Below are 16017 nucleotides of genomic sequence, written 5' to 3' on the forward strand. Positions count from 1 at the left end.
GCCACACCCCCCTGCCGACCCGATACGCAGCCGCCTCAGCGGCCGAGAGGCTGTGTCAAGGCACGCATTACCCCCGTGTCACAACCACACGGCCGGTTTACAAAACCGCGTTCGGGCCGGCGGGGGTAAAAGCCACGGCAGAACAAAGCCCGGCAGAACACCCAGCCTTACTTCAGCCACCGAGGCCGCTTCCCCTCCCGAACCCGCTCCCATTCAACCGAGAACCGCTCCCGAAGAGAACCAGCCCGAGCAGAATCCCGCCCATAAAGCACCCCGAAGGTAAAAGTATTCTGCCCTTCCCCATGCCCGGAAACAGCAAGCTGCCGAAGAACCTCCCGCCCGACAACAGTATCCTGATGCTCCCCCAGTGTTCCCTGCAAAGCCTTCACATTCTTCCGCCAGGCCCGGACCTTCTTCCCATAAACGGGCTTGACAAGATCCCCGGCGTACCGAGCCCGCTTGGCCTTCTTCCGGACATCGTGCAAGGCAACCTCGAGCTCGACCCCGGACAGCCCCCGAGCACCGGCCTCGGCCCGGCGCAGCTTCGCAGCGGCCTTCCGCAACGGCTTCCACAACCCGGCCTTGGCGGGCTTACGCGCCTTCCGAGTCAACGGCGGAACTTCGACAACCACATCCAGCCCCCGCAGCAACCGCAAATACCGCTTCCCGGTCAAAGCGGCAAGAGCCCGGCCCCGCCCTTCCGCAGCTTCCCGGGCGAAGTGCCGGGTGAGAAACTGCCGCAGCGGACCGAAAACCAGCTCGGATGGCAACGAATCAAGCTGCCGACGCAACCGCTCCTCGACAACCTCGGTATCCCGGAAAGGCGACAATTCCCGCCCCAGCCACTGCAGCTCGGAAACCAGAACAGCGGTCTCCCGACGATCGACGATCGACCCGAAAGTCCGAAGGGTGCTCCGCAGCTTCCGAATGGCCACCCGCAGCTGGTGCACGGAGTCCTCGGCATCCACCCGAACCCCGATGTCGGCCCGCTGCAACCGCCCGTAGTGCTCGCGCAACGCGGCAACGACGACATCCCCGGCCGTCGGCTTCTCACCGAGGCGAGCCGACGGCTGAACCCGGTCCCCGACAAGCCGTCGCAGCTTCGAAGACCAGGGCGAGGCAGACGCACCGGCCGCGACCAGCGCCCGGTCGAACTCCTCCAGCAACCCGGGCTCGGCCGACGGATCCAGCTCGAGTTCCAGCTCCCGCCACTCGTCGAGCCGCGCGGTCTCCCCACCGGCCTCTCCGGTCACGTGGTCATCGGTCAGCACCGCGACGGTACGGCCGCCGGCCCCGACGAGCCGGTGCGCGAAGCGGTCGGTCCGCAGGTGCGCGATCGGCACCAGCTTCTCCCCCAGCGTGTACGCCTGCACCAGCCGCCGGAACCGGCCGGGCACCTTGTGCGGGTCGCCACCCAGCGGCAGCTGCAGCTCCTGCCGCTCGTCGGCCGACACGGGCAGCTTCAGGTGCCAGCCCGCGTCCGGCCCGCCGACGCGCCGCCGCAGCGTGATGCCGGCGCGGGCCAGCCGGAACGTCCCGGTGTCGTAGTAGGAGGCGTCCAGGACGTGCTCGACCGGGTCTTCCTGCGCTTCGACGCCGGCGACGCCGACCAGCCGAGGCACGCCGCTGCCCGCGACGAGCTCGTACTTGCGTTCGCGTTCGATCACCCGCGACGGCGCTGTCATGGTTCGTCCTCCCTGGGCCTCGGTTACCCGTAGTGGTACCCGTCCGGATCGCGGCCGACACGGGATTCGGCGCCGGAGCAGCGGGTATCCCCTTCTCCGAACCCGAGCGGACCCCAGCCCGGACCAGGAGAGTGCATGAACGGCAACCAGCCCGCAACCGACCTGACGACCGTCCTCGACGGCGACCACCGCGAACTCGACCGGCTCTGCACCGAGCTCGAACTCGGCCAAGGCAGCCCGGAGAACCGCAAGGACCTCGCCGATCACCTGATCGCGGCGCTGGTCCGGCATTCGGTCGCCGAAGAACCCCACCTCGACGGCGATGGCGAGCTCGCCGAGGCGGACCGCCTGATGCGGCAGCTCGAAGGCGTGGGCCCGCAGGAGACGCGGTTCGAGCGCCTGCTGGGCGGGCTGATCCGCGCCACCCGGCAGCACGTCCGCGAGGAAGGCCCGGCGGCCGTGCGTGAGCTCCGGCGCACCTGCTCCCCCGAGCGGCGGGCCGAACTCGGCCGGGAGGTCCTCGAGACCCGGGAAGCGGCGGCGACGCTGCCGCACCCCGATCTGGCCGACCGGGTTCCGCAGGCCGACCAGCTGTGGCCGGGGCCGGGCTTCGTCGACCGGGCCCGTGCCGCCCTGCGCGCCCCGGCATCGGGTTGAATGGGAGGTCCGCCACCCCGATCGGAAAGGACAGCAGAGCCCCATGAGTGTCGGCGAAGAGGAGTGGGCCCGCGACCGGGCCTGGTTCGGGCAGGACGGCCCGGCGGAGCCCGGGCCGCTGGTCCGGCAGTTCGCCGACCTCACGCGGACCCTGCTCGACGTGACGCCGACCGTCGCCGGGGTGCTCAAGCTCGTCGTCGGGGCGGCCGTCGCGCTCGTGCCGGGCGCGGACCTGGTCAGTGTCACCCTGCGTGACGCCGACGGCACCTACCACACCCCCGTCGAGACGGACCCGGTCGCCGAGCAGCTCGACCAGGTGCAGTACGACCACGGCGAAGGCCCCTGCGTGGAGTCGGCCCGCCCGGACGGGCCTGCCGTCGGCTGGTCGCAGGACCTGGGCCGCGACCCGCGGTGGCCGGCGTTCGGCCCGGCCGCCGCGGCGCACGGCTACCACTCGGTGCTGGCCACCGCCCTGCTGCCGGAGGCCCGTCCGCCCCGGCTCTCCGGCGCGCTCAACATCTACTCGCGCACCCCCGGCGCGTTCGACGGCCGAGCGATCGACACCGCGTTGCTGCTGGCCACGCACGCGTCGCTGGCGCTGGCCCACACCGAGGCCGTCGCCGCAGCGGAGCTCGAGTCGGCCCACCTGCGCCGCGCGGTCGACGGCCGTGACGTCATCGGCCAGGCCAAGGGCATCCTCATGCAGCGTCGCGGCATCACCGCCGACGAGGCCTTCGACGTGCTGCGCCGCGCGTCCCAGGACCTCAACGTCAAGCTGGCCGACCTGGCGAAGACGCTCGCCACCCGGCACACGGAGATCGATCTCCCGGCATCGGAGAACTGACCCAGCTGTCGAGTCCGAGGGGTTGGTCAGGCGGCTTGCACTTTCACACCCGGCGGCCGCCGCGGGGGCGACCCCTGGTCCCGGCGGCATGAATCGAGGGCGTCGCTTCCCCCACGGGAAGCGACGCCCTCGGTTTCGTGCCGCCGTTACTGAGCAGTGTACGGGGACCGGTTCTCCAGCGACGGGCTGGCGGCCGGGTACCGGCCGTCCTGCCCCGGCACCGGGGTCACCGTCGCGGCCTGCTGCTCCGTGTCCACCCGCGGCCGGGGGCCGCGCTGGACGACCGCCTCGACCTCCTGCTCACCGCGGATGCGGGCCAGGACGCCGAGGGTGATCGCGTGGGCCAGCGCGAGGATCAGCAGCAGCACGCCGATCCGCCCGACCACGCCGGGCAGGTCGCTGCCGCCCATGTCGATGGTCGAGATGAGGGCGAGCACACCGAGGGTGGCGAGGTGAAACAGCACCGTGACCAGGCGGGTCATCGAAGCGCCCGCCGCCGGGTCGCCGTAGGAGTTCTCCAGGTAACGGCGGCCGCTGCGGTAGATGATCTGCCCGTCTATCAGGACCAGCGCAACGCCGATCGCGAGGAACGACAGGTACGCGTTCGTGGTCATGCCGGACGCTCCTTCCTGGGGGACCTTGCCGGAGGAATACCCGGCAGGTCGCGCAGGGAAACGCCCCCGTCACGGGGTGAACATCCTCACCCGCCGAAGGTGTCCGGGTCCGGCCCGGTGCGGCGGCCCTCGTCGAGCCTGCCGATCTCGGCCATGTCCTCGTCGTCGAGTTCGAAGCCGAAGACGTCGATGTTCTCGCGCATCCGGGCGGGCGACGCCGACTTCGGGAACACGATGTTCCCGAGCTGGATGTGCCAGTGCAGCACGACCTGCGCGGGCGTCCGCCCGTGCTTCTCCGCCAGGCCGGTGAGCACCGGGTCGCCGAGGACCTCCCCCTGCGCCAGCGGGCTCCACGCTTCGGTGGCGATGCCGTGCGCCCGGTGGTACTCGCGCAGCTGCGCCTGCTGCAGCGCCGGGTGCAGCTCGATCTGGTTGACCGAGGGCACCAGGGACGTCTCCTCGGCGAGCCGGTCGAGGTGGGCGGGCTGGAAGTTGGACACGCCGATCGCGCGGGCCTTGCCCGCGTGCAGGATGTCCTCGAAGCCCTGCCAGGTGCGGACGTAGTTGTTCTTCGACGGCAGCGGCCAGTGGATCAGGTAGAGGTCGACGTAGTCGAAGCCCAGCCGGCGCAGGCTGCCTTCGAGCGCGGTGATCGCGTTGTCGTGCCCGTGCGCGTCGTTCGCCAGCTTGGTGGTGACGAACACGTCTTCGCGGGCCACGCCGGAGTCCGCGATCCCGGCGGCGACGCCGGCCTCGTTGCGGTACATCTGCGCGGTGTCGATGTGGCGGTACCCGGTTTCCAGCGCGGTCCGCACGGCCTGGGCGGTTTCCTCCGGCGGGATCTGGAAGACACCGAACCCGAGCTGCGGGATCCGCACGCCGTTGTTCAGCTCCAGAGCGGGGACGCCGGCAGTGGTGGTCGTCATGCCTACGACCTACCCGGCGGTCACCGGACGCGAAACGCGGCGGGGCGGGTGAACCCGCCCCGCCGCGTGAACTCACCCCGGTCGGGTGAGCGGTGCTACTGCCCCGGGCGGTCCACGTCACCGCGCCAGGCGCCGGTCTCCCGGCCGCGCTGCTCGATGAACTCCTTGAACCGCTTGAGGTCGCCCTTCACCCGGCGGTCGAGCACGCCGAGCTTGTCGGCGACGTTCTCGGCGAAGCCCTCCGGGTCGATGTCCATCTGCGCGGTCACCCGGGTGTGGGAATCGTCCAGCCGGTGGAAGGTGATGACGCCGGCGTGGTCCGGTCCGGAGACCGAGTTCCAGGCGACCCGCTCGTCCGGGTGCTGTTCGGTGATCGTCGCGTCGAATTCGCGCGTCACGCCACCGAACCGCGTCACCCAATGGGTGCGGGTGGCGTCGAGCTGGCGGATCTCTTCGACGCCTTCCATGAACCGGGGGAATTCCTCGAACTGCGTCCACTGGTTGTACGCGGTGGAAACGGGGACTTCCACGTCCACGATTTCGGTGATCGTGCTCATGCACTCCTCCTGATCGGTGGTGGAAAGCTTCGGCTACCCGCTGCCGCCGCGGTCAAACCCGCCGTGGTTGACCGGCGCCGGGCCCGGGTACCCGGCGGCCAGGCAAAGGAGGTGTTCGGTGATCGAAGAGGCAAACAAGACACCGGCGGCCGACCGATCGGTCGGCGAGCTGGTGACGGACCTGACCGACGAGGTCAAGCGGCTCGTCCGGGACGAGATGCGGCTCGCGGTCTTCGAACTGCAGCGCAAGGGCAAGAAGATGGGCCTCGGCGCCGGGTTGTTCGGCGCGGCGGGGCTGTTCGCGTTCCTCGGGGCGGGCACGCTGGTCGCGGCCGCGGTGCTGGCGCTCGCGCTGGCCGTGCCCGGCTGGCTGGCCGCGGTGATCGTCGCGGTGGCGTTGTTCGTCGTCGCCGGGATCGCGGCGCTGGTCGGCAAGAAGGAAGTGACGCAGGGGGTGCCGCCGGTGCCCGAAGAGGCGATCAGCGGCGTCCGCGAAGACGTGGACACCGTGAAGCAGGGAGTGCGGGCATGAGCGGGGACTTCCCGAAGAACGCCGAAGAGGCGCGGCTCGACCGGGACGCGACCCGGGAGGAGCTCACCGAAACCCTGACCGCGCTCGGGCAGAAGCTCGACGTGAAGGCCAGGGTCAAGGAGAACGTCGACGAGAAGCTCGACCAGGCGACCGCGAAGGTCGCCGACGTGACGAACGAGCCGACCGCGGTGAAGTTCCGCCAGGGCGCCGACGCCGTGCGCGCCAACCCGGTGCCGGTCTTCGCCGGCGTGCTGGGCCTGCTGATCGTGATCCGCCTGATTCTCCGCCGGAGGAACTCGTGAACAAAGCGCTGTACAAGCCGCTGAGCTGGGTGGTGGGTGCCCTCGGCGGCATCCTGGCCGGCCAGGTGTTCAAGCAGGTCTGGAGCCGGGTGGCCGGCGAGGACGACGCCCCCGACGCCACCGACCGCGACTACACCTGGCGTCAGGTGGTGGTCGCGGCGGCGGTGCAGGGGGCGATCTTCGGTGCGGTCAAGGCCGCCACCGAACGCGCCGGCGCCGTCGGCTACCGCAAGGCGACCGGCGACTGGCCGGGAGACGACTGAGCTCCCCGGCCCTCAGTGTCCTCAATGGACGACCGGAGAGGCGTGGCCGCGCGAGGGGTCACGCCTCCCGGCCGGGTTCGGCGGCCAGGCCGGCGAGCGCGGCGCCGACCCGGGGGTGGATCTTCAGCACGAGGTCGGCACCGGTGGCTTCGAGCGAGCGGGTGACGGCGTGGCCGCCGGGCACCACGACGATTTCGGCGCGGGCGTGCGCCTGCAGCAGCGCGCGGACCCCGGCACAGCTCAGGAAGGCCACCCGGGTGAGGTCGACGACCAGCCGGGCTCCAGTGGCGAGGGCCTCGTCGAGCGTGCTCACCGTGGCCGCGTCGATGTCACCGACCAGGGTGACCACCGTGACTCCGCCCGGGCGTCCGGCTTTGGTCACCGTCAGCCCCGACGGTTCGTATATCGTGCGAAAACAGTCGTACATGGCGCTCCCTTTCAGCGGTAGAGGGGCGCTGACCGGAGCACGTGTCTGAACAACAGCCAACACCTCTGACCGTACGCCCCTGCGCCGAGAGGTCAACCCCGCGGGTTTCCCGGCTCCGACCTCGGGTAATCCGTTCGGAATGCCCGCTCCGCCCGGAAGGAGAGCCATGCGTGTCGTGATCGTCGGCGGCGGATTCGCCGGGTACCACGCGGCGAAGAGCTTGCGGAAAGAAGCCGGCGAAGACGTGGAAGTCGTCGTGCTGAACCCGACGGATTACTTCCTCTACCTGCCGTTGCTGCCCGAAGTGGCGGCGGGGATCCTGGATCCGCGGCGGGTGGCGGTTTCCATTCCCGAAACGCTGCGCGGGGTCCGCCTGGTGCTCGGCGTGGCCACCGGCGTCGACTTCGAAACCCGGCACGTCACCTACACCGATCCCGAGGACAACGAGCACCGGATCGGGTACGACCGGCTGGTGCTGGCCGCGGGCAGCGTCAACAAGCTGTTGCCGATCCCGGGCGTGCCGGAGTACGCGCACGGGTTCCGCGGCGTGCCGGAAGCGCTGTACCTGCGTGACCACATCACCCGGCAGATCGAACTCGCCGCCGCGGCCGAGGACCCCGCCGAACGCGACGCCCGCTGCACGTTCGTGGTGGTCGGCGCCGGTTACACGGGCACCGAGGTCGCCGCGCAGGGCCCCGCGTTCACCGCGGCGCTCGCCGCGCGCCACCCCGAGCTGGCCGGGCAGCGGATCCGCTGGCTGCTGCTGGACCTCGCCGAGCGCGTGCTGCCCGAGCTGGACGAGCGGCTGGGCCGGACCGCCGACGAGGTGCTGCGCTCGCGTGGGGTGGAAGTGCTGATGAAGACGTCGGTGGACAACGCCGACGCGAAAGGCGTCACGCTGACCAACGGCGACTCCGTGCCGGCCCGCACCCTCGTGTGGTGCGTCGGCGTGCGGCCGGACCCGCTGGTGGCCGAGCTCGGGCTGGAAACGGCCAAGGGCAGGCTGGTGGTCACCGAGCAGCTGAACGTGCCGGGCCGCGACGACGTCTTCGCCTGCGGTGACGCGGCGGCGGTGCCCGACCTCACCCGTCCCGGGCAGTACACCGCGATGACCGCCCAGCACGCCGAGCGGCAGGGCAGGCTGGCCGGGCGCAACGTGGCGGCGTCACTCGGCCACGGCCGCCCGGGCACCTACCGCCACCACGACCTCGGTTTCGTCGTCGACCTCGGCGCGGGTGCCGCGGCGGCGAACCCGCTGCACATCCCGCTGTCCGGCCGGCCGGCGAAGGCCGTGACGCGCGGCTACCACCTGATGGCGATGCCGGGCAACCGCGTCCGCACCGCCGTCGACTGGGCCCTGGAAGCGCTGACCGGCCGCCAGACCGTCCAATTGGGACTGGTCCGGTCCGGGGCCGTGCCGCTCGACACCGACAGCCCGGAGCTTCCCCGCCGCTGAACCGCTTCTGTGAAAGGAATCCCATGTCCGCCGAAACCGACCCCGTCCGGTCCGAAGGCCCGTCGGTGGTGACCGCCGGAGACCCGTCGGGCCCCAAGGTGATCGTCCTCGACCCGGCGGGCGCCGGGAAGCACGACGAGCTGCCGGCGACCTGGCGTCCGCTGGCGGACACGCGCGCCGTCTTCTGGTGCCGGGTCCCGGCGGGAGGCGCCCTGAGCGAAGCCGACGACCTCCTGGGCGACGCCGGTCCGGGCGACCCGGAAATCGCGGTGGTGGCGAGCGGCCCGTTCGCGGCGGAGGCCCTGCAGCTGGTCGAGCGCCACCCGGGGGCGGCAACGCACCTGCTGCTGGTGGACCCGGCTTCGGACGCGTTCCTGCCGTCCGACGACGCGGCCGAGGCCAACGAGGCCTGGCTCGCCGAGCACGACGACGTGGTGACGAAGCTGCGCGAGGCGGGAACGGACGTGCGGGTGGTGGCGTCGAGCAGCGACAACCCGGACGACCGGGTACCGCCTCCGCTGCCGCTGGGTCACCCGGTGGTGGTGACGGCGGTGCGCTCGGCGCTCGGGTTGGGCTGAGCCGCGGGCCCCTCTCGGCCGCCCGGATCATGGCGCCACAGCGCCCGGGGCGGTACCGCAGCCCCGGAGCGCTCGGCCGCCGACCGGCTCGTGGCGGCGGGGGTCGGCAAGCTCGCCTCATCGAGAGACCGGGCCGGCCGGGGTCGCTCGCCCGGTAGTCCGCGGCAGCGGTCCCGGGAAGCCGGGGCCCACCTCTCGAAACCCCGCCCTGATCCGCAGCAGTGGTCGCAGGAAGCCCGGACTCGCCCCAGACCCCGGGCTGGTTCGCGACCACCGCGAAGCCGCGAGCCGGCACGCCGGCCGGGCTAGCTCCCCTCCGCCGCCAGCTCCACGAAAGCCCGCACCAGCGGTGACCCCGCCCCATGCCGCCAGGCCAGCCCCAGATCGATCCGCGGCACCGGCTCCTCCACCCGCCGCAGCACCACGCCCCGGCGCCGCAGCGCTCGGGCGCGGTGCTCCGGTACCGCGGCCAGCCCCGCCCCCTCCGCGACCGCGCGCATCAGCTGCTCGTCCTCCGGCTCCTCGCGGACGATCGGCGGCAACCCACCCGGCCACACCTGCGCACTGATCGCGTCGTACTGGCCCGGACCGTTCTCCCTTGGCCAGAACACCACCGGCTCGGCCGCGATCTCGGCCCGGCGCACCCGGCCGCGGCGACGCGCGAGCGGGTGGCCCGACGGCAGCGCCAGCAGCACCTCCTCCGCCCCCACCACCGCGACCTCGATCCCCGCCGCGGTGACCGGGGGCCGGACGAAGCCCACGTCGATCTCGCCCGCCGCCAAGCGGGCCAGGTTCAAGCTGGTCCAGCCCGTCTCCAACGCCAGTTCCACGTCGGGGAACCGGGCGCGGTACGCCGCCACCAGGTCGCCGGCCAGCGGGCCCGGCGCCGATCGCGTGTAGGCGATCCGCAGCCTCCCGGCCTCGCCCCGGCCCGCCGCGGTGATCGCTCCCCGCGCCCGCTCCAGGCGTTCGAGCAGCTCGCGGGCTTCGGCGGCCGCCACCCGGCCCGCGTCGGTCAGGGCGAACCGGGGACCCGTGCGGTCCAGCAGCGCCACCCCGAGGTCCGCTTCGAACGCGCGGATCTGCTGGCTCAGCGACGGCTGCGACACGAACAGCCGCGCGGCCGCCTTCGTGAAGTGCATCTCCTCGGCGAGCACGGCGAAGTAGTGCCATCGACGCAGGTCCACCCAGCAATTATAAGTCCTTCCTATCACCTGATCACGACGAAGTCTTGGACTCCACGCACCCGCCGCTGCTGTCCTGGGCCCGTGACCACGACCAGCGCGCCCCGCACCCGCACCGACCGCAAGCTGCTCGCCCTCGCCGCCGCGGCGGACCGGCGGCTGGCCGCGCCGATGGCCGGGTTCGTCGACCTCGCCACGATCCGGGAGGCCGTCGACGACCTCACCACGGCGTTCGCGCCGCTCGGGCGCGTGCAGCACACGGTCGCCGCCAAGGCGTGCGGGCTGGCTCCGCTGCTGCAGTTCCTCGGCGGGCTGGGGATCGACGCCGAGGTGGCGAGCCCCGGCGAAACCGCGGTCGCGGAAGCCGCCGGCCTGCGCGGCCCGCGGCTGGTGCTCGACTCCCCCGCCAAGACGACCGCCGAGCTCGCGCACGCCCTCGCCGAGGGCACCGCCGTGAACGCCGACAACTTCCAGGAGCTCGCCCGGCTCGACGCGCTGGTCGGTGCGACCCCGCCGCGGTCGGTGCTGGGCCTGCGGATCAACCCGCAGGTCGGCGCCGGCCGGATCGGGGACACCAGCACCGCCACCGCGGCGTCGAAGTTCGGTATCCCGTTGCGGGACGACGGGAACCGCGCCCGGCTGCGGGAGGCGTTCGCGCGCCGGCCGTGGCTGACGCGCCTGCACGTCCACGTCGGCTCGCAGGGCTGCCCGCCCGAGCTGATGGCCGAGGGCGTCGCCGCGGTCCACGAACTCGCCGAGGAGATCAACGCCGCGGCCGGGTACGGGCAGGTGACGAGCCTGGACCTGGGCGGCGGGCTGCCGGTGGACTTCACCTCGGACGAACCGGGCCCCGGCTACGCCGGTTACGTCGCCACGCTGCTGGCCCGGGTGCCGGAACTGGCCGACGGGCGCTACGCGTTCGTCACCGAATTCGGCCGGTCCCTGCTGGCGAAGAGCGGTTTCCTGGTCAGCGCGGTGGAGTACACGAAGGTCGCCGGGGGACGGCACATCGCCGTGACGCACGCGGGCGCCCAGGTGGCGGCGCGCACCGTGCTCCAGCCGGAGCACTGGTCGCTGCGGATCGGCGCGTTCGACGCCGCCGGCGTGCCGAAGACCGGCCCCGAGGTGCCGCAGGACGTCGCCGGCCCGCTGTGCTTCGCCGGCGACCTGCTGGCCAGGGAACGGCCGCTGCCGCTGCTGGAGCCGGGTGACCTCGTCGTCGCCCACGACACCGGCGCCTACTACTTCGGCGCGCACTACGCGTACAACACACAGCCGCGCCCGGCCGTGTACGGGTTCACCGTGTCGCCGCGCGGTGACGTCGAGTTCGCACCCCTGCGGCGTGCGCAGACCCTCGCCGAACTGGTCACCGACGCGGGCGGTGAATTCCTCGGAGCGCACCCGGGAGCCTGAGCACCGGCGTACGATCCCGGGCACGCCGAGGGGAGAGGGCCATGGGGGCGCTACCGCGGTTCGCCGCGCTGCCGATCGGGATCGTCGTCGCCGGGCAGGCCGTCGTGCTGACCGCCCTGTCCGGGCGTTACGGCTTCCACCGCGACGAGCTCTACTTCGTCGCCGCGGGCCGCCGCCCGGATTGGGGATACGTCGACAATCCGCCGATCACGCCGTGGCTCGCCCGGGCGTCGACGGCGGTGTTCGGCGAGACACCGGTGGGCCTGCGGGTGGTCGCGACCCTGCTCGGGATGGCGACCGTCGTGGTCGTCGCGCTGATCGCCCGCGAGTTCGGCGGCGGCCGCGGCGTCCAGCTGTTCACCGCGATCGCGACGGCGTTGTCGACCTACGTCCTGGTCGTGTCGCACATGCTGGCGACCAACTCCGCGGACGTGCTGCTGTGGTCGGTGCTCGCGCTGTTCGCGCTGCGGCTGCTGCGCACCGGGGACGGCCGGTGGTGGCTCGCGATCGGGGCCGCCGCGGGCCTCGGCCTGGCGAACAAGTGGCTCGTGCTGCTCCTGCTGTCCGGGCTCGGTGTCGGCGTGGCCGTCACCGGGCCGCGCCGGGTGCTGCGAACCCGGTGGCTCGCCGCCGGCGTCGGGATCGCCCTCGTGCTCGCCGCGCCGGTGGTGCTCTGGCAGGCGTCGCACGGCTGGCCGATGCTCACCGTGGCCGGCGGGATCAGCGAAGACGACGGCGCCGGGAACCGGCTGCTGTTCGTGCCGATGCAGCTGGTCCTGCTCTCCCCCGTGCTGGTGCCGGTGTGGATCGCCGGGCTCGTGCGGCCGTGGCGCGAACCCGGGCTGCGCTGGGCCCGCCCGCTGGCCGTCGCCTACCCCGTGGTGTGCGCCGAACTGCTGGTCGTGGGCGGGAAACCGTACTACTCGGTGCCGCTGCTGCTGCCGCTGGTGGCGCTGGGCGCCGAGCCGGCGCTGCGCTGGCTGGGCCGGGGCGGCACGGCCCGGCGGGTGCTGACCGGCGCGGCCGCCGCGGTGTGCGTGGCCGTGTCCGTCCTCATCGGACTCCCGGTGGTGCCCGCGGCGGCGCTGAACGGCCCGCTGCTGGCGATGAACAAGGAACCGGGCGAGCAGGTCGGCTGGCCGGACTTCGCCGGCAGTGTCGCCGGGGTGTGGCAGCGGATCCCGGACACCGAGCGCGACACCGCGGTGATCCTCGCCGGGAACTACGGCGAGGCGGGCGCGCTCGAGCGGTACGGGCCGGAGCTCGGGCTGCCGCAGCCGTACTCGCCGCACATGTCTTACGCGGACTGGGGCCCGCCGCCGGACCGGCTGGTCGGCCCGGTGCTGCTCGTCGGCCGTGTCCGGCCGGACTCCCCCGCGGCCCGGCTGATCACGCGGTGCCGCTTGGTCGCCAAGCACCACAACGCCGCCGGCGTCGACAACGACGAGGAAGGCGTGCCGCTTTCGCTGTGCGAGCCGGCCCGGCCGTGGTCGGAGGCGTGGCCCCGGCTGCGGCGTTATTACTGAGCGGTCCGTCCGCTGCGCGCTACTCTCGGCTCCATGGTGGCGAGGCGCACGGCGGTGGCCGTGGTGGGGGCGGGCCCGGCCGGGCTCACGGTGGCGAACCTGCTGCGGCGCGCGGGAATCCCCTGCGTGCTGCTGGAGGCGCAGAGCCGGGCGTTCATCGAACAGCGGCCGCGGGCCGGGTTCATCGAGGAGTGGGCCGTCCGCGGGCTCGAACGGCGGGGGCTCGGCGCCCGGCTCGTCGCGAAGGCGCCGCGGCACGGGAAGTTCGAGTTCCGGTTCGGCGGGCAGCGGCACGTCTTCCGCTACGCCGACGTCACCGGCCAGCGGCATTTCGTGTACCCGCAACAGCTTCTGGTGACCGACCTGGTCGCGCAGTACGCCGAGGCCGGCGGTGAGGCGGTCTTCGAGGTGTCCGACGTCGAGCTGCACGACCTGACGTCGGGCTCCCCCGCCGTCACGTTCCGGGCCGGCGGAACCGAGCACTACGTCGACTGCGACTTCGTCGCCGGCTGCGACGGCGCCCGCGGGGTCTGCCAGGGGTACCTGCCGGCGGAATCGACGGTGAAAGCCCACCACGACTACGGAATCGGCTGGCTGGCCCTGCTCGCGGAGGCGCCGCCGTCCGCCGACGGCGTGCTGTTCGGCATCCACCCGCGCGGGTTCGCCGCGCACATGGCGCGGACGCCGACGGTGACGCGGTTCTACCTGCAGACCGCGCCGGGCGAGACCGAGGCGGACTGGCCGGACGAGCGCGTGTGGGCGGAGCTGCACGCGCGGCTCACCGTGCCCGGCGGCGCCATCACCGAAGGGAAGCTGGTCGAGAAGCGCATCCTCGACATGCACAACTACGTCGTCGAGCCGATGTCGCACGGCCGGCTGCACCTGGCGGGCGAGTCCGCGCACCTGGTCGCCTCGATCGCGGCCAAGGGCATGAACCTCGCCCTGCACGACGCGTTCCTGCTCGCCGAGGCGTTCCAGGCGCACTACGCGGGCGACCCGGCGCCGCTGGCCGGTTACTCCGCGGCCTGCCTGCCGCTGGTCTGGCAGTACCAGGAGTTCTCGCTGTGGCTGTCGGACATCTTCCACCACACCGCGGCCGCGGGCGAGAACCCGTTCGCGGCGCGCATCGCCGAGGCCCGGATGCACCGATTGCTCGGTTCGCCCGCGGCCGCGGCGGCGTTCGCGGAGCTCTACGTCGGCAAGAACGCCGACTTCTCCAGGCGCGGCTGACGCTGTCAAGAAGAACAAGACTGCACTTTCCGCGCCGTCGCGGGCACGCTCTCCGGCATGCACGAACTCACCGCCGAACAGGAGCACCTGAACGCCCTCTACACGCGCCTCGACGCCCTCCGGGCGGAGGCGGCCGCCGCGCTCGCCCGCGGCCACGCGCCCGGCGTGTGGCGGGCCGAGGTGGCGCGGCTGGCGGCCGCCGAGGACGGCCTGTGCTTCGGCCGGCTGGACCTGACCGGCGGCCGTCGCGTCCACATCGGACGGCTCGGGCTGTTCACCGGCGACGACGAACCGCTGCTGGTGGACTGGCGCGCACCCGCCGCCCGGCCGTTCTACACCGCGACCGCCGCCGACCCGGGCGAAGTCGTCCGCCGACGGCGGATCACCACCCGCGGCCGGACGGTCGTGGCCCTCGACGACGAACTGCTCGATCCCGACGCGCCGGCCGACGGGCTGGTCGGCGAGGCCGCCCTGCTCGCCGCGGTGACGGCCGAGCGCACCGGGCGGATGCGGGACATCGTCACGACGCTGCAGGCCGAGCAGGACCGGATCGTCCGCGACGACGCCAGGGGCGTGCTGGTGGTGCAGGGCGGGCCCGGCACCGGCAAGACGGCCGTCGCCCTGCACCGGGTCGCCTATCTGCTCTACACCCACGAACACCTGCGCACCCGCGGGGTACTCGTCCTCGGCCCGAGCCGGGTCTTCCTCGACTACATCGGCCAGGTGCTGCCCGGTCTCGGCGAGCACCGGGTGGTCACGGCGACCGTGCCCGACCTCGTTCCCGGCGTCGCGGTCACCCGGGTGGACACCGCCGCGGAAGCCGCCCGCAAGGGCCGGGCGGACATGGCGGCCCGGCTGGCCGAACGCGTCCGCGCCGCGGTCCGGGTCCCCGAAGAGGCGGTGGCCGTCGAGTTCGAGCAGCAGGTGCTGCGGCTGGATCCGGCGACGCTCCGGCGGGCCGTGCGGACGGCCAGGGAGACCGGGCTGCCGCACAACCCGGCCCGTCACGTGTTCCACCGGGAGGTCGTCGCCGCGCTGGCCGGGGAGCTGGCCGCCCGGGCGGAGGCGCTGGTGTTCACCGAGACCGGCGAGGCGCTCGACGGCGGCAGTGCGGACGGCCGCCTCGGCGAGGCGGAACTGCGGGCGCTGGCCGCCGCGGGGGTGGTGCTCGGCCCGGAGGACGACGACGGCCCGCGCACGCTGCTGGACGAGGTGGACCGGGAAGCGTTGCGGACGGCCCTGCTCGCTGACCGCGGCGTCCGGGACGTGCTCGACGGGCTGTGGCCGGCGCTGACCCCGGCGGAGGTGGTCGAGGGGCCGTGGAGCGCCGCGGACGTCCCGTTGCTGGACGAGGCCGCCGCATTGCTCGGCGGAAGTGTGCCGGTGTTCGGGCACGTCGTGGTCGACGAGGCCCAGGAACTGTCCGAAATGGACTGGCGGGTGCTGCTGCGCCGCTGCCCGTCCCGGTCGATGACCGTCGTCGGGGACCTGGCCCAGACCGGGAGCGCGGCCGGGGCCACGTCGTGGGACCGGGTGCCGCGGCCGCACCGGCTGGCGCAGCTGACCGTCGGCTACCGCACCCCGCGGGAGGTCATGGCGGCTGCGGCGGAAGTGCTGGCCGTCCACCACCCGGCGTTGCGGCCGCCGACCTCGGTGCGGGCGAGCGGGGAACCGCCGTGGCGGCAGGCCACCGACGACGTCCCCGGTGTGGGGGGCGCGGGGCGCGCGGCGGCCCCCCCCCGGGGGGGGGGGGGGTAAAGCGCGGCCGGGGGCGGGGGCGGGGGCCGCCGCGGGGGGGGGGGGGCGCCGGGGCCCGCCCGCGC

At 73.1% G+C, this 16017-nt stretch carries 17 protein-coding genes; 11 read left to right on the forward strand and 6 right to left on the reverse strand.

Features of this window, described 5'->3' with window-relative positions:
• Window positions 1–167: 167 nt before the first annotated feature.
• Window positions 168–1685, reverse strand: a complete 1518-nt coding sequence (locus ABZX11_RS45415; RefSeq protein ID WP_354924958.1) for a CYTH and CHAD domain-containing protein — start codon at window positions 1683–1685, stop codon at window positions 168–170.
• Window positions 1686–1820: 135 nt separating this feature from the next.
• On the opposite strand from ABZX11_RS45415, the gene ABZX11_RS45420 reads away from it, so the two are divergent.
• On the forward strand, window positions 1821–2342 hold the full coding sequence (locus ABZX11_RS45420) for a hemerythrin domain-containing protein (RefSeq protein WP_354924960.1): 522 nt from the start codon (window positions 1821–1823) through the stop codon (window positions 2340–2342).
• Between the two features lie 43 nt (window positions 2343–2385).
• Complete coding sequence (locus tag ABZX11_RS45425; protein WP_354924962.1) at window positions 2386–3186, forward strand: GAF and ANTAR domain-containing protein; 801 nt, start codon at window positions 2386–2388, stop codon at window positions 3184–3186.
• A gap of 146 nt (window positions 3187–3332) precedes the next feature.
• Here ABZX11_RS45425 and ABZX11_RS45430 read toward each other — a convergent pair whose 3' ends face one another.
• From ABZX11_RS45430 to ABZX11_RS45440, 3 genes are all read right to left on the reverse strand, one after another.
• Complete coding sequence (locus ABZX11_RS45430) at window positions 3333–3800, reverse strand: hypothetical protein (RefSeq protein WP_354924963.1); 468 nt, start codon at window positions 3798–3800, stop codon at window positions 3333–3335.
• A gap of 86 nt (window positions 3801–3886) precedes the next feature.
• A complete protein-coding gene (locus ABZX11_RS45435) occupies window positions 3887–4726 on the reverse strand; it encodes an aldo/keto reductase (protein WP_354924965.1) in 840 nt (279 codons plus the stop codon).
• Between the two features lie 95 nt (window positions 4727–4821).
• Window positions 4822–5283, reverse strand: coding sequence for an SRPBCC family protein (locus tag ABZX11_RS45440; RefSeq protein WP_176177514.1), 462 nt, complete (start codon window positions 5281–5283; stop codon window positions 4822–4824).
• Between the two features lie 118 nt (window positions 5284–5401).
• On the opposite strand from ABZX11_RS45440, the gene ABZX11_RS45445 reads away from it, so the two are divergent.
• The 3 genes from ABZX11_RS45445 to ABZX11_RS45455 are packed head-to-tail and all read left to right on the forward strand — an operon-like array spanning window position 5402 to window position 6380.
• Window positions 5402–5815 carry a phage holin family protein gene (locus ABZX11_RS45445; RefSeq protein WP_176177513.1) on the forward strand — a complete coding sequence of 138 codons (414 nt, stop codon included), beginning with the start codon at window positions 5402–5404 and terminating at the stop codon, window positions 5813–5815.
• Window positions 5812–6117, forward strand: a complete 306-nt coding sequence (locus ABZX11_RS45450; RefSeq protein ID WP_176177512.1) for a DUF3618 domain-containing protein — start codon at window positions 5812–5814, stop codon at window positions 6115–6117. Before ABZX11_RS45445 ends, ABZX11_RS45450 begins: the two co-directional genes overlap by 4 nt.
• Window positions 6114–6380, forward strand: coding sequence for a DUF4235 domain-containing protein (locus tag ABZX11_RS45455; protein ID WP_091310919.1), 267 nt, complete (start codon window positions 6114–6116; stop codon window positions 6378–6380). The genes ABZX11_RS45450 and ABZX11_RS45455 overlap by 4 nt, the downstream gene beginning before the upstream one ends.
• Before the next feature lie 58 nt (window positions 6381–6438).
• On the opposite strand, the gene ABZX11_RS45460 is transcribed toward ABZX11_RS45455, so the two are convergent.
• Window positions 6439–6975, reverse strand: a complete 537-nt coding sequence (locus tag ABZX11_RS45460; protein WP_354924968.1) for an STAS domain-containing protein — start codon at window positions 6973–6975, stop codon at window positions 6439–6441.
• On the opposite strand from ABZX11_RS45460, the gene ABZX11_RS45465 reads away from it, so the two are divergent.
• Both ABZX11_RS45465 and ABZX11_RS45470 read left to right on the forward strand, forming a co-directional pair.
• On the forward strand, window positions 6974–8263 hold the full coding sequence (locus tag ABZX11_RS45465) for an NAD(P)/FAD-dependent oxidoreductase (RefSeq protein WP_354924970.1): 1290 nt from the start codon (window positions 6974–6976) through the stop codon (window positions 8261–8263). The genes ABZX11_RS45460 and ABZX11_RS45465 overlap by 2 nt on opposite strands.
• Window positions 8264–8286: 23 nt before the next feature.
• Complete coding sequence (locus ABZX11_RS45470) at window positions 8287–8841, forward strand: hypothetical protein (RefSeq protein WP_354924972.1); 555 nt, start codon at window positions 8287–8289, stop codon at window positions 8839–8841.
• 305 nt (window positions 8842–9146) lie between these two features.
• On the opposite strand, the gene ABZX11_RS45475 is transcribed toward ABZX11_RS45470, so the two are convergent.
• Window positions 9147–10028, reverse strand: coding sequence for a LysR family transcriptional regulator (locus ABZX11_RS45475; RefSeq protein WP_354924974.1), 882 nt, complete (start codon window positions 10026–10028; stop codon window positions 9147–9149).
• 81 nt (window positions 10029–10109) lie between these two features.
• On the opposite strand from ABZX11_RS45475, the gene ABZX11_RS45480 reads away from it, so the two are divergent.
• The 4 genes from ABZX11_RS45480 to ABZX11_RS45495 are packed head-to-tail and all read left to right on the forward strand — an operon-like array spanning window position 10110 to window position 15952.
• Complete coding sequence (locus ABZX11_RS45480) at window positions 10110–11438, forward strand: diaminopimelate decarboxylase (protein WP_354924976.1); 1329 nt, start codon at window positions 10110–10112, stop codon at window positions 11436–11438.
• 41 nt (window positions 11439–11479) lie between these two features.
• Window positions 11480–12964, forward strand: a complete 1485-nt coding sequence (locus ABZX11_RS45485; RefSeq protein WP_354924978.1) for a glycosyltransferase family 39 protein — start codon at window positions 11480–11482, stop codon at window positions 12962–12964.
• A 33-nt stretch (window positions 12965–12997) separates the two neighbouring features.
• Entirely contained in the window at window positions 12998–14194 is a 1197-nt protein-coding gene (locus tag ABZX11_RS45490) for a 4-hydroxybenzoate 3-monooxygenase (RefSeq protein ID WP_354924980.1), read from the forward strand.
• 57 nt (window positions 14195–14251) lie between these two features.
• Complete coding sequence (locus ABZX11_RS45495) at window positions 14252–15952, forward strand: UvrD-helicase domain-containing protein (protein ID WP_354924982.1); 1701 nt, start codon at window positions 14252–14254, stop codon at window positions 15950–15952.
• The last annotated feature ends 65 nt before the right edge of the window (window positions 15953–16017 follow it).

The sequence above is a fragment of the Amycolatopsis sp. NPDC004169 genome, from assembly GCF_040610315.1.
GTDB lineage: Bacteria > Actinomycetota > Actinomycetes > Mycobacteriales > Pseudonocardiaceae > Amycolatopsis.

Coding starts and splice junctions, on each gene's coding strand:
- ABZX11_RS45415 (WP_354924958.1), bottom strand. CDS start 1,685: ATGACAGCGCCGTCGCGGGTGATCGAACGCGAACGCAAGTACGAGCTC.
- ABZX11_RS45420 (WP_354924960.1), top strand. CDS start 1,821: ATGAACGGCAACCAGCCCGCAACCGACCTGACGACCGTCCTCGACGGC.
- ABZX11_RS45425 (WP_354924962.1), top strand. CDS start 2,386: ATGAGTGTCGGCGAAGAGGAGTGGGCCCGCGACCGGGCCTGGTTCGGG.
- ABZX11_RS45430 (WP_354924963.1), bottom strand. CDS start 3,800: ATGACCACGAACGCGTACCTGTCGTTCCTCGCGATCGGCGTTGCGCTG.
- ABZX11_RS45435 (WP_354924965.1), bottom strand. CDS start 4,726: ATGACGACCACCACTGCCGGCGTCCCCGCTCTGGAGCTGAACAACGGC.
- ABZX11_RS45440 (WP_176177514.1), bottom strand. CDS start 5,283: ATGAGCACGATCACCGAAATCGTGGACGTGGAAGTCCCCGTTTCCACC.
- ABZX11_RS45450 (WP_176177512.1), top strand. CDS start 5,812: ATGAGCGGGGACTTCCCGAAGAACGCCGAAGAGGCGCGGCTCGACCGG.
- ABZX11_RS45465 (WP_354924970.1), top strand. CDS start 6,974: ATGCGTGTCGTGATCGTCGGCGGCGGATTCGCCGGGTACCACGCGGCG.
- ABZX11_RS45460 (WP_354924968.1), bottom strand. CDS start 6,975: ATGGCTCTCCTTCCGGGCGGAGCGGGCATTCCGAACGGATTACCCGAG.
- ABZX11_RS45470 (WP_354924972.1), top strand. CDS start 8,287: ATGTCCGCCGAAACCGACCCCGTCCGGTCCGAAGGCCCGTCGGTGGTG.
- ABZX11_RS45485 (WP_354924978.1), top strand. CDS start 11,480: ATGGGGGCGCTACCGCGGTTCGCCGCGCTGCCGATCGGGATCGTCGTC.
- ABZX11_RS45490 (WP_354924980.1), top strand. CDS start 12,998: ATGGTGGCGAGGCGCACGGCGGTGGCCGTGGTGGGGGCGGGCCCGGCC.
- ABZX11_RS45495 (WP_354924982.1), top strand. CDS start 14,252: ATGCACGAACTCACCGCCGAACAGGAGCACCTGAACGCCCTCTACACG.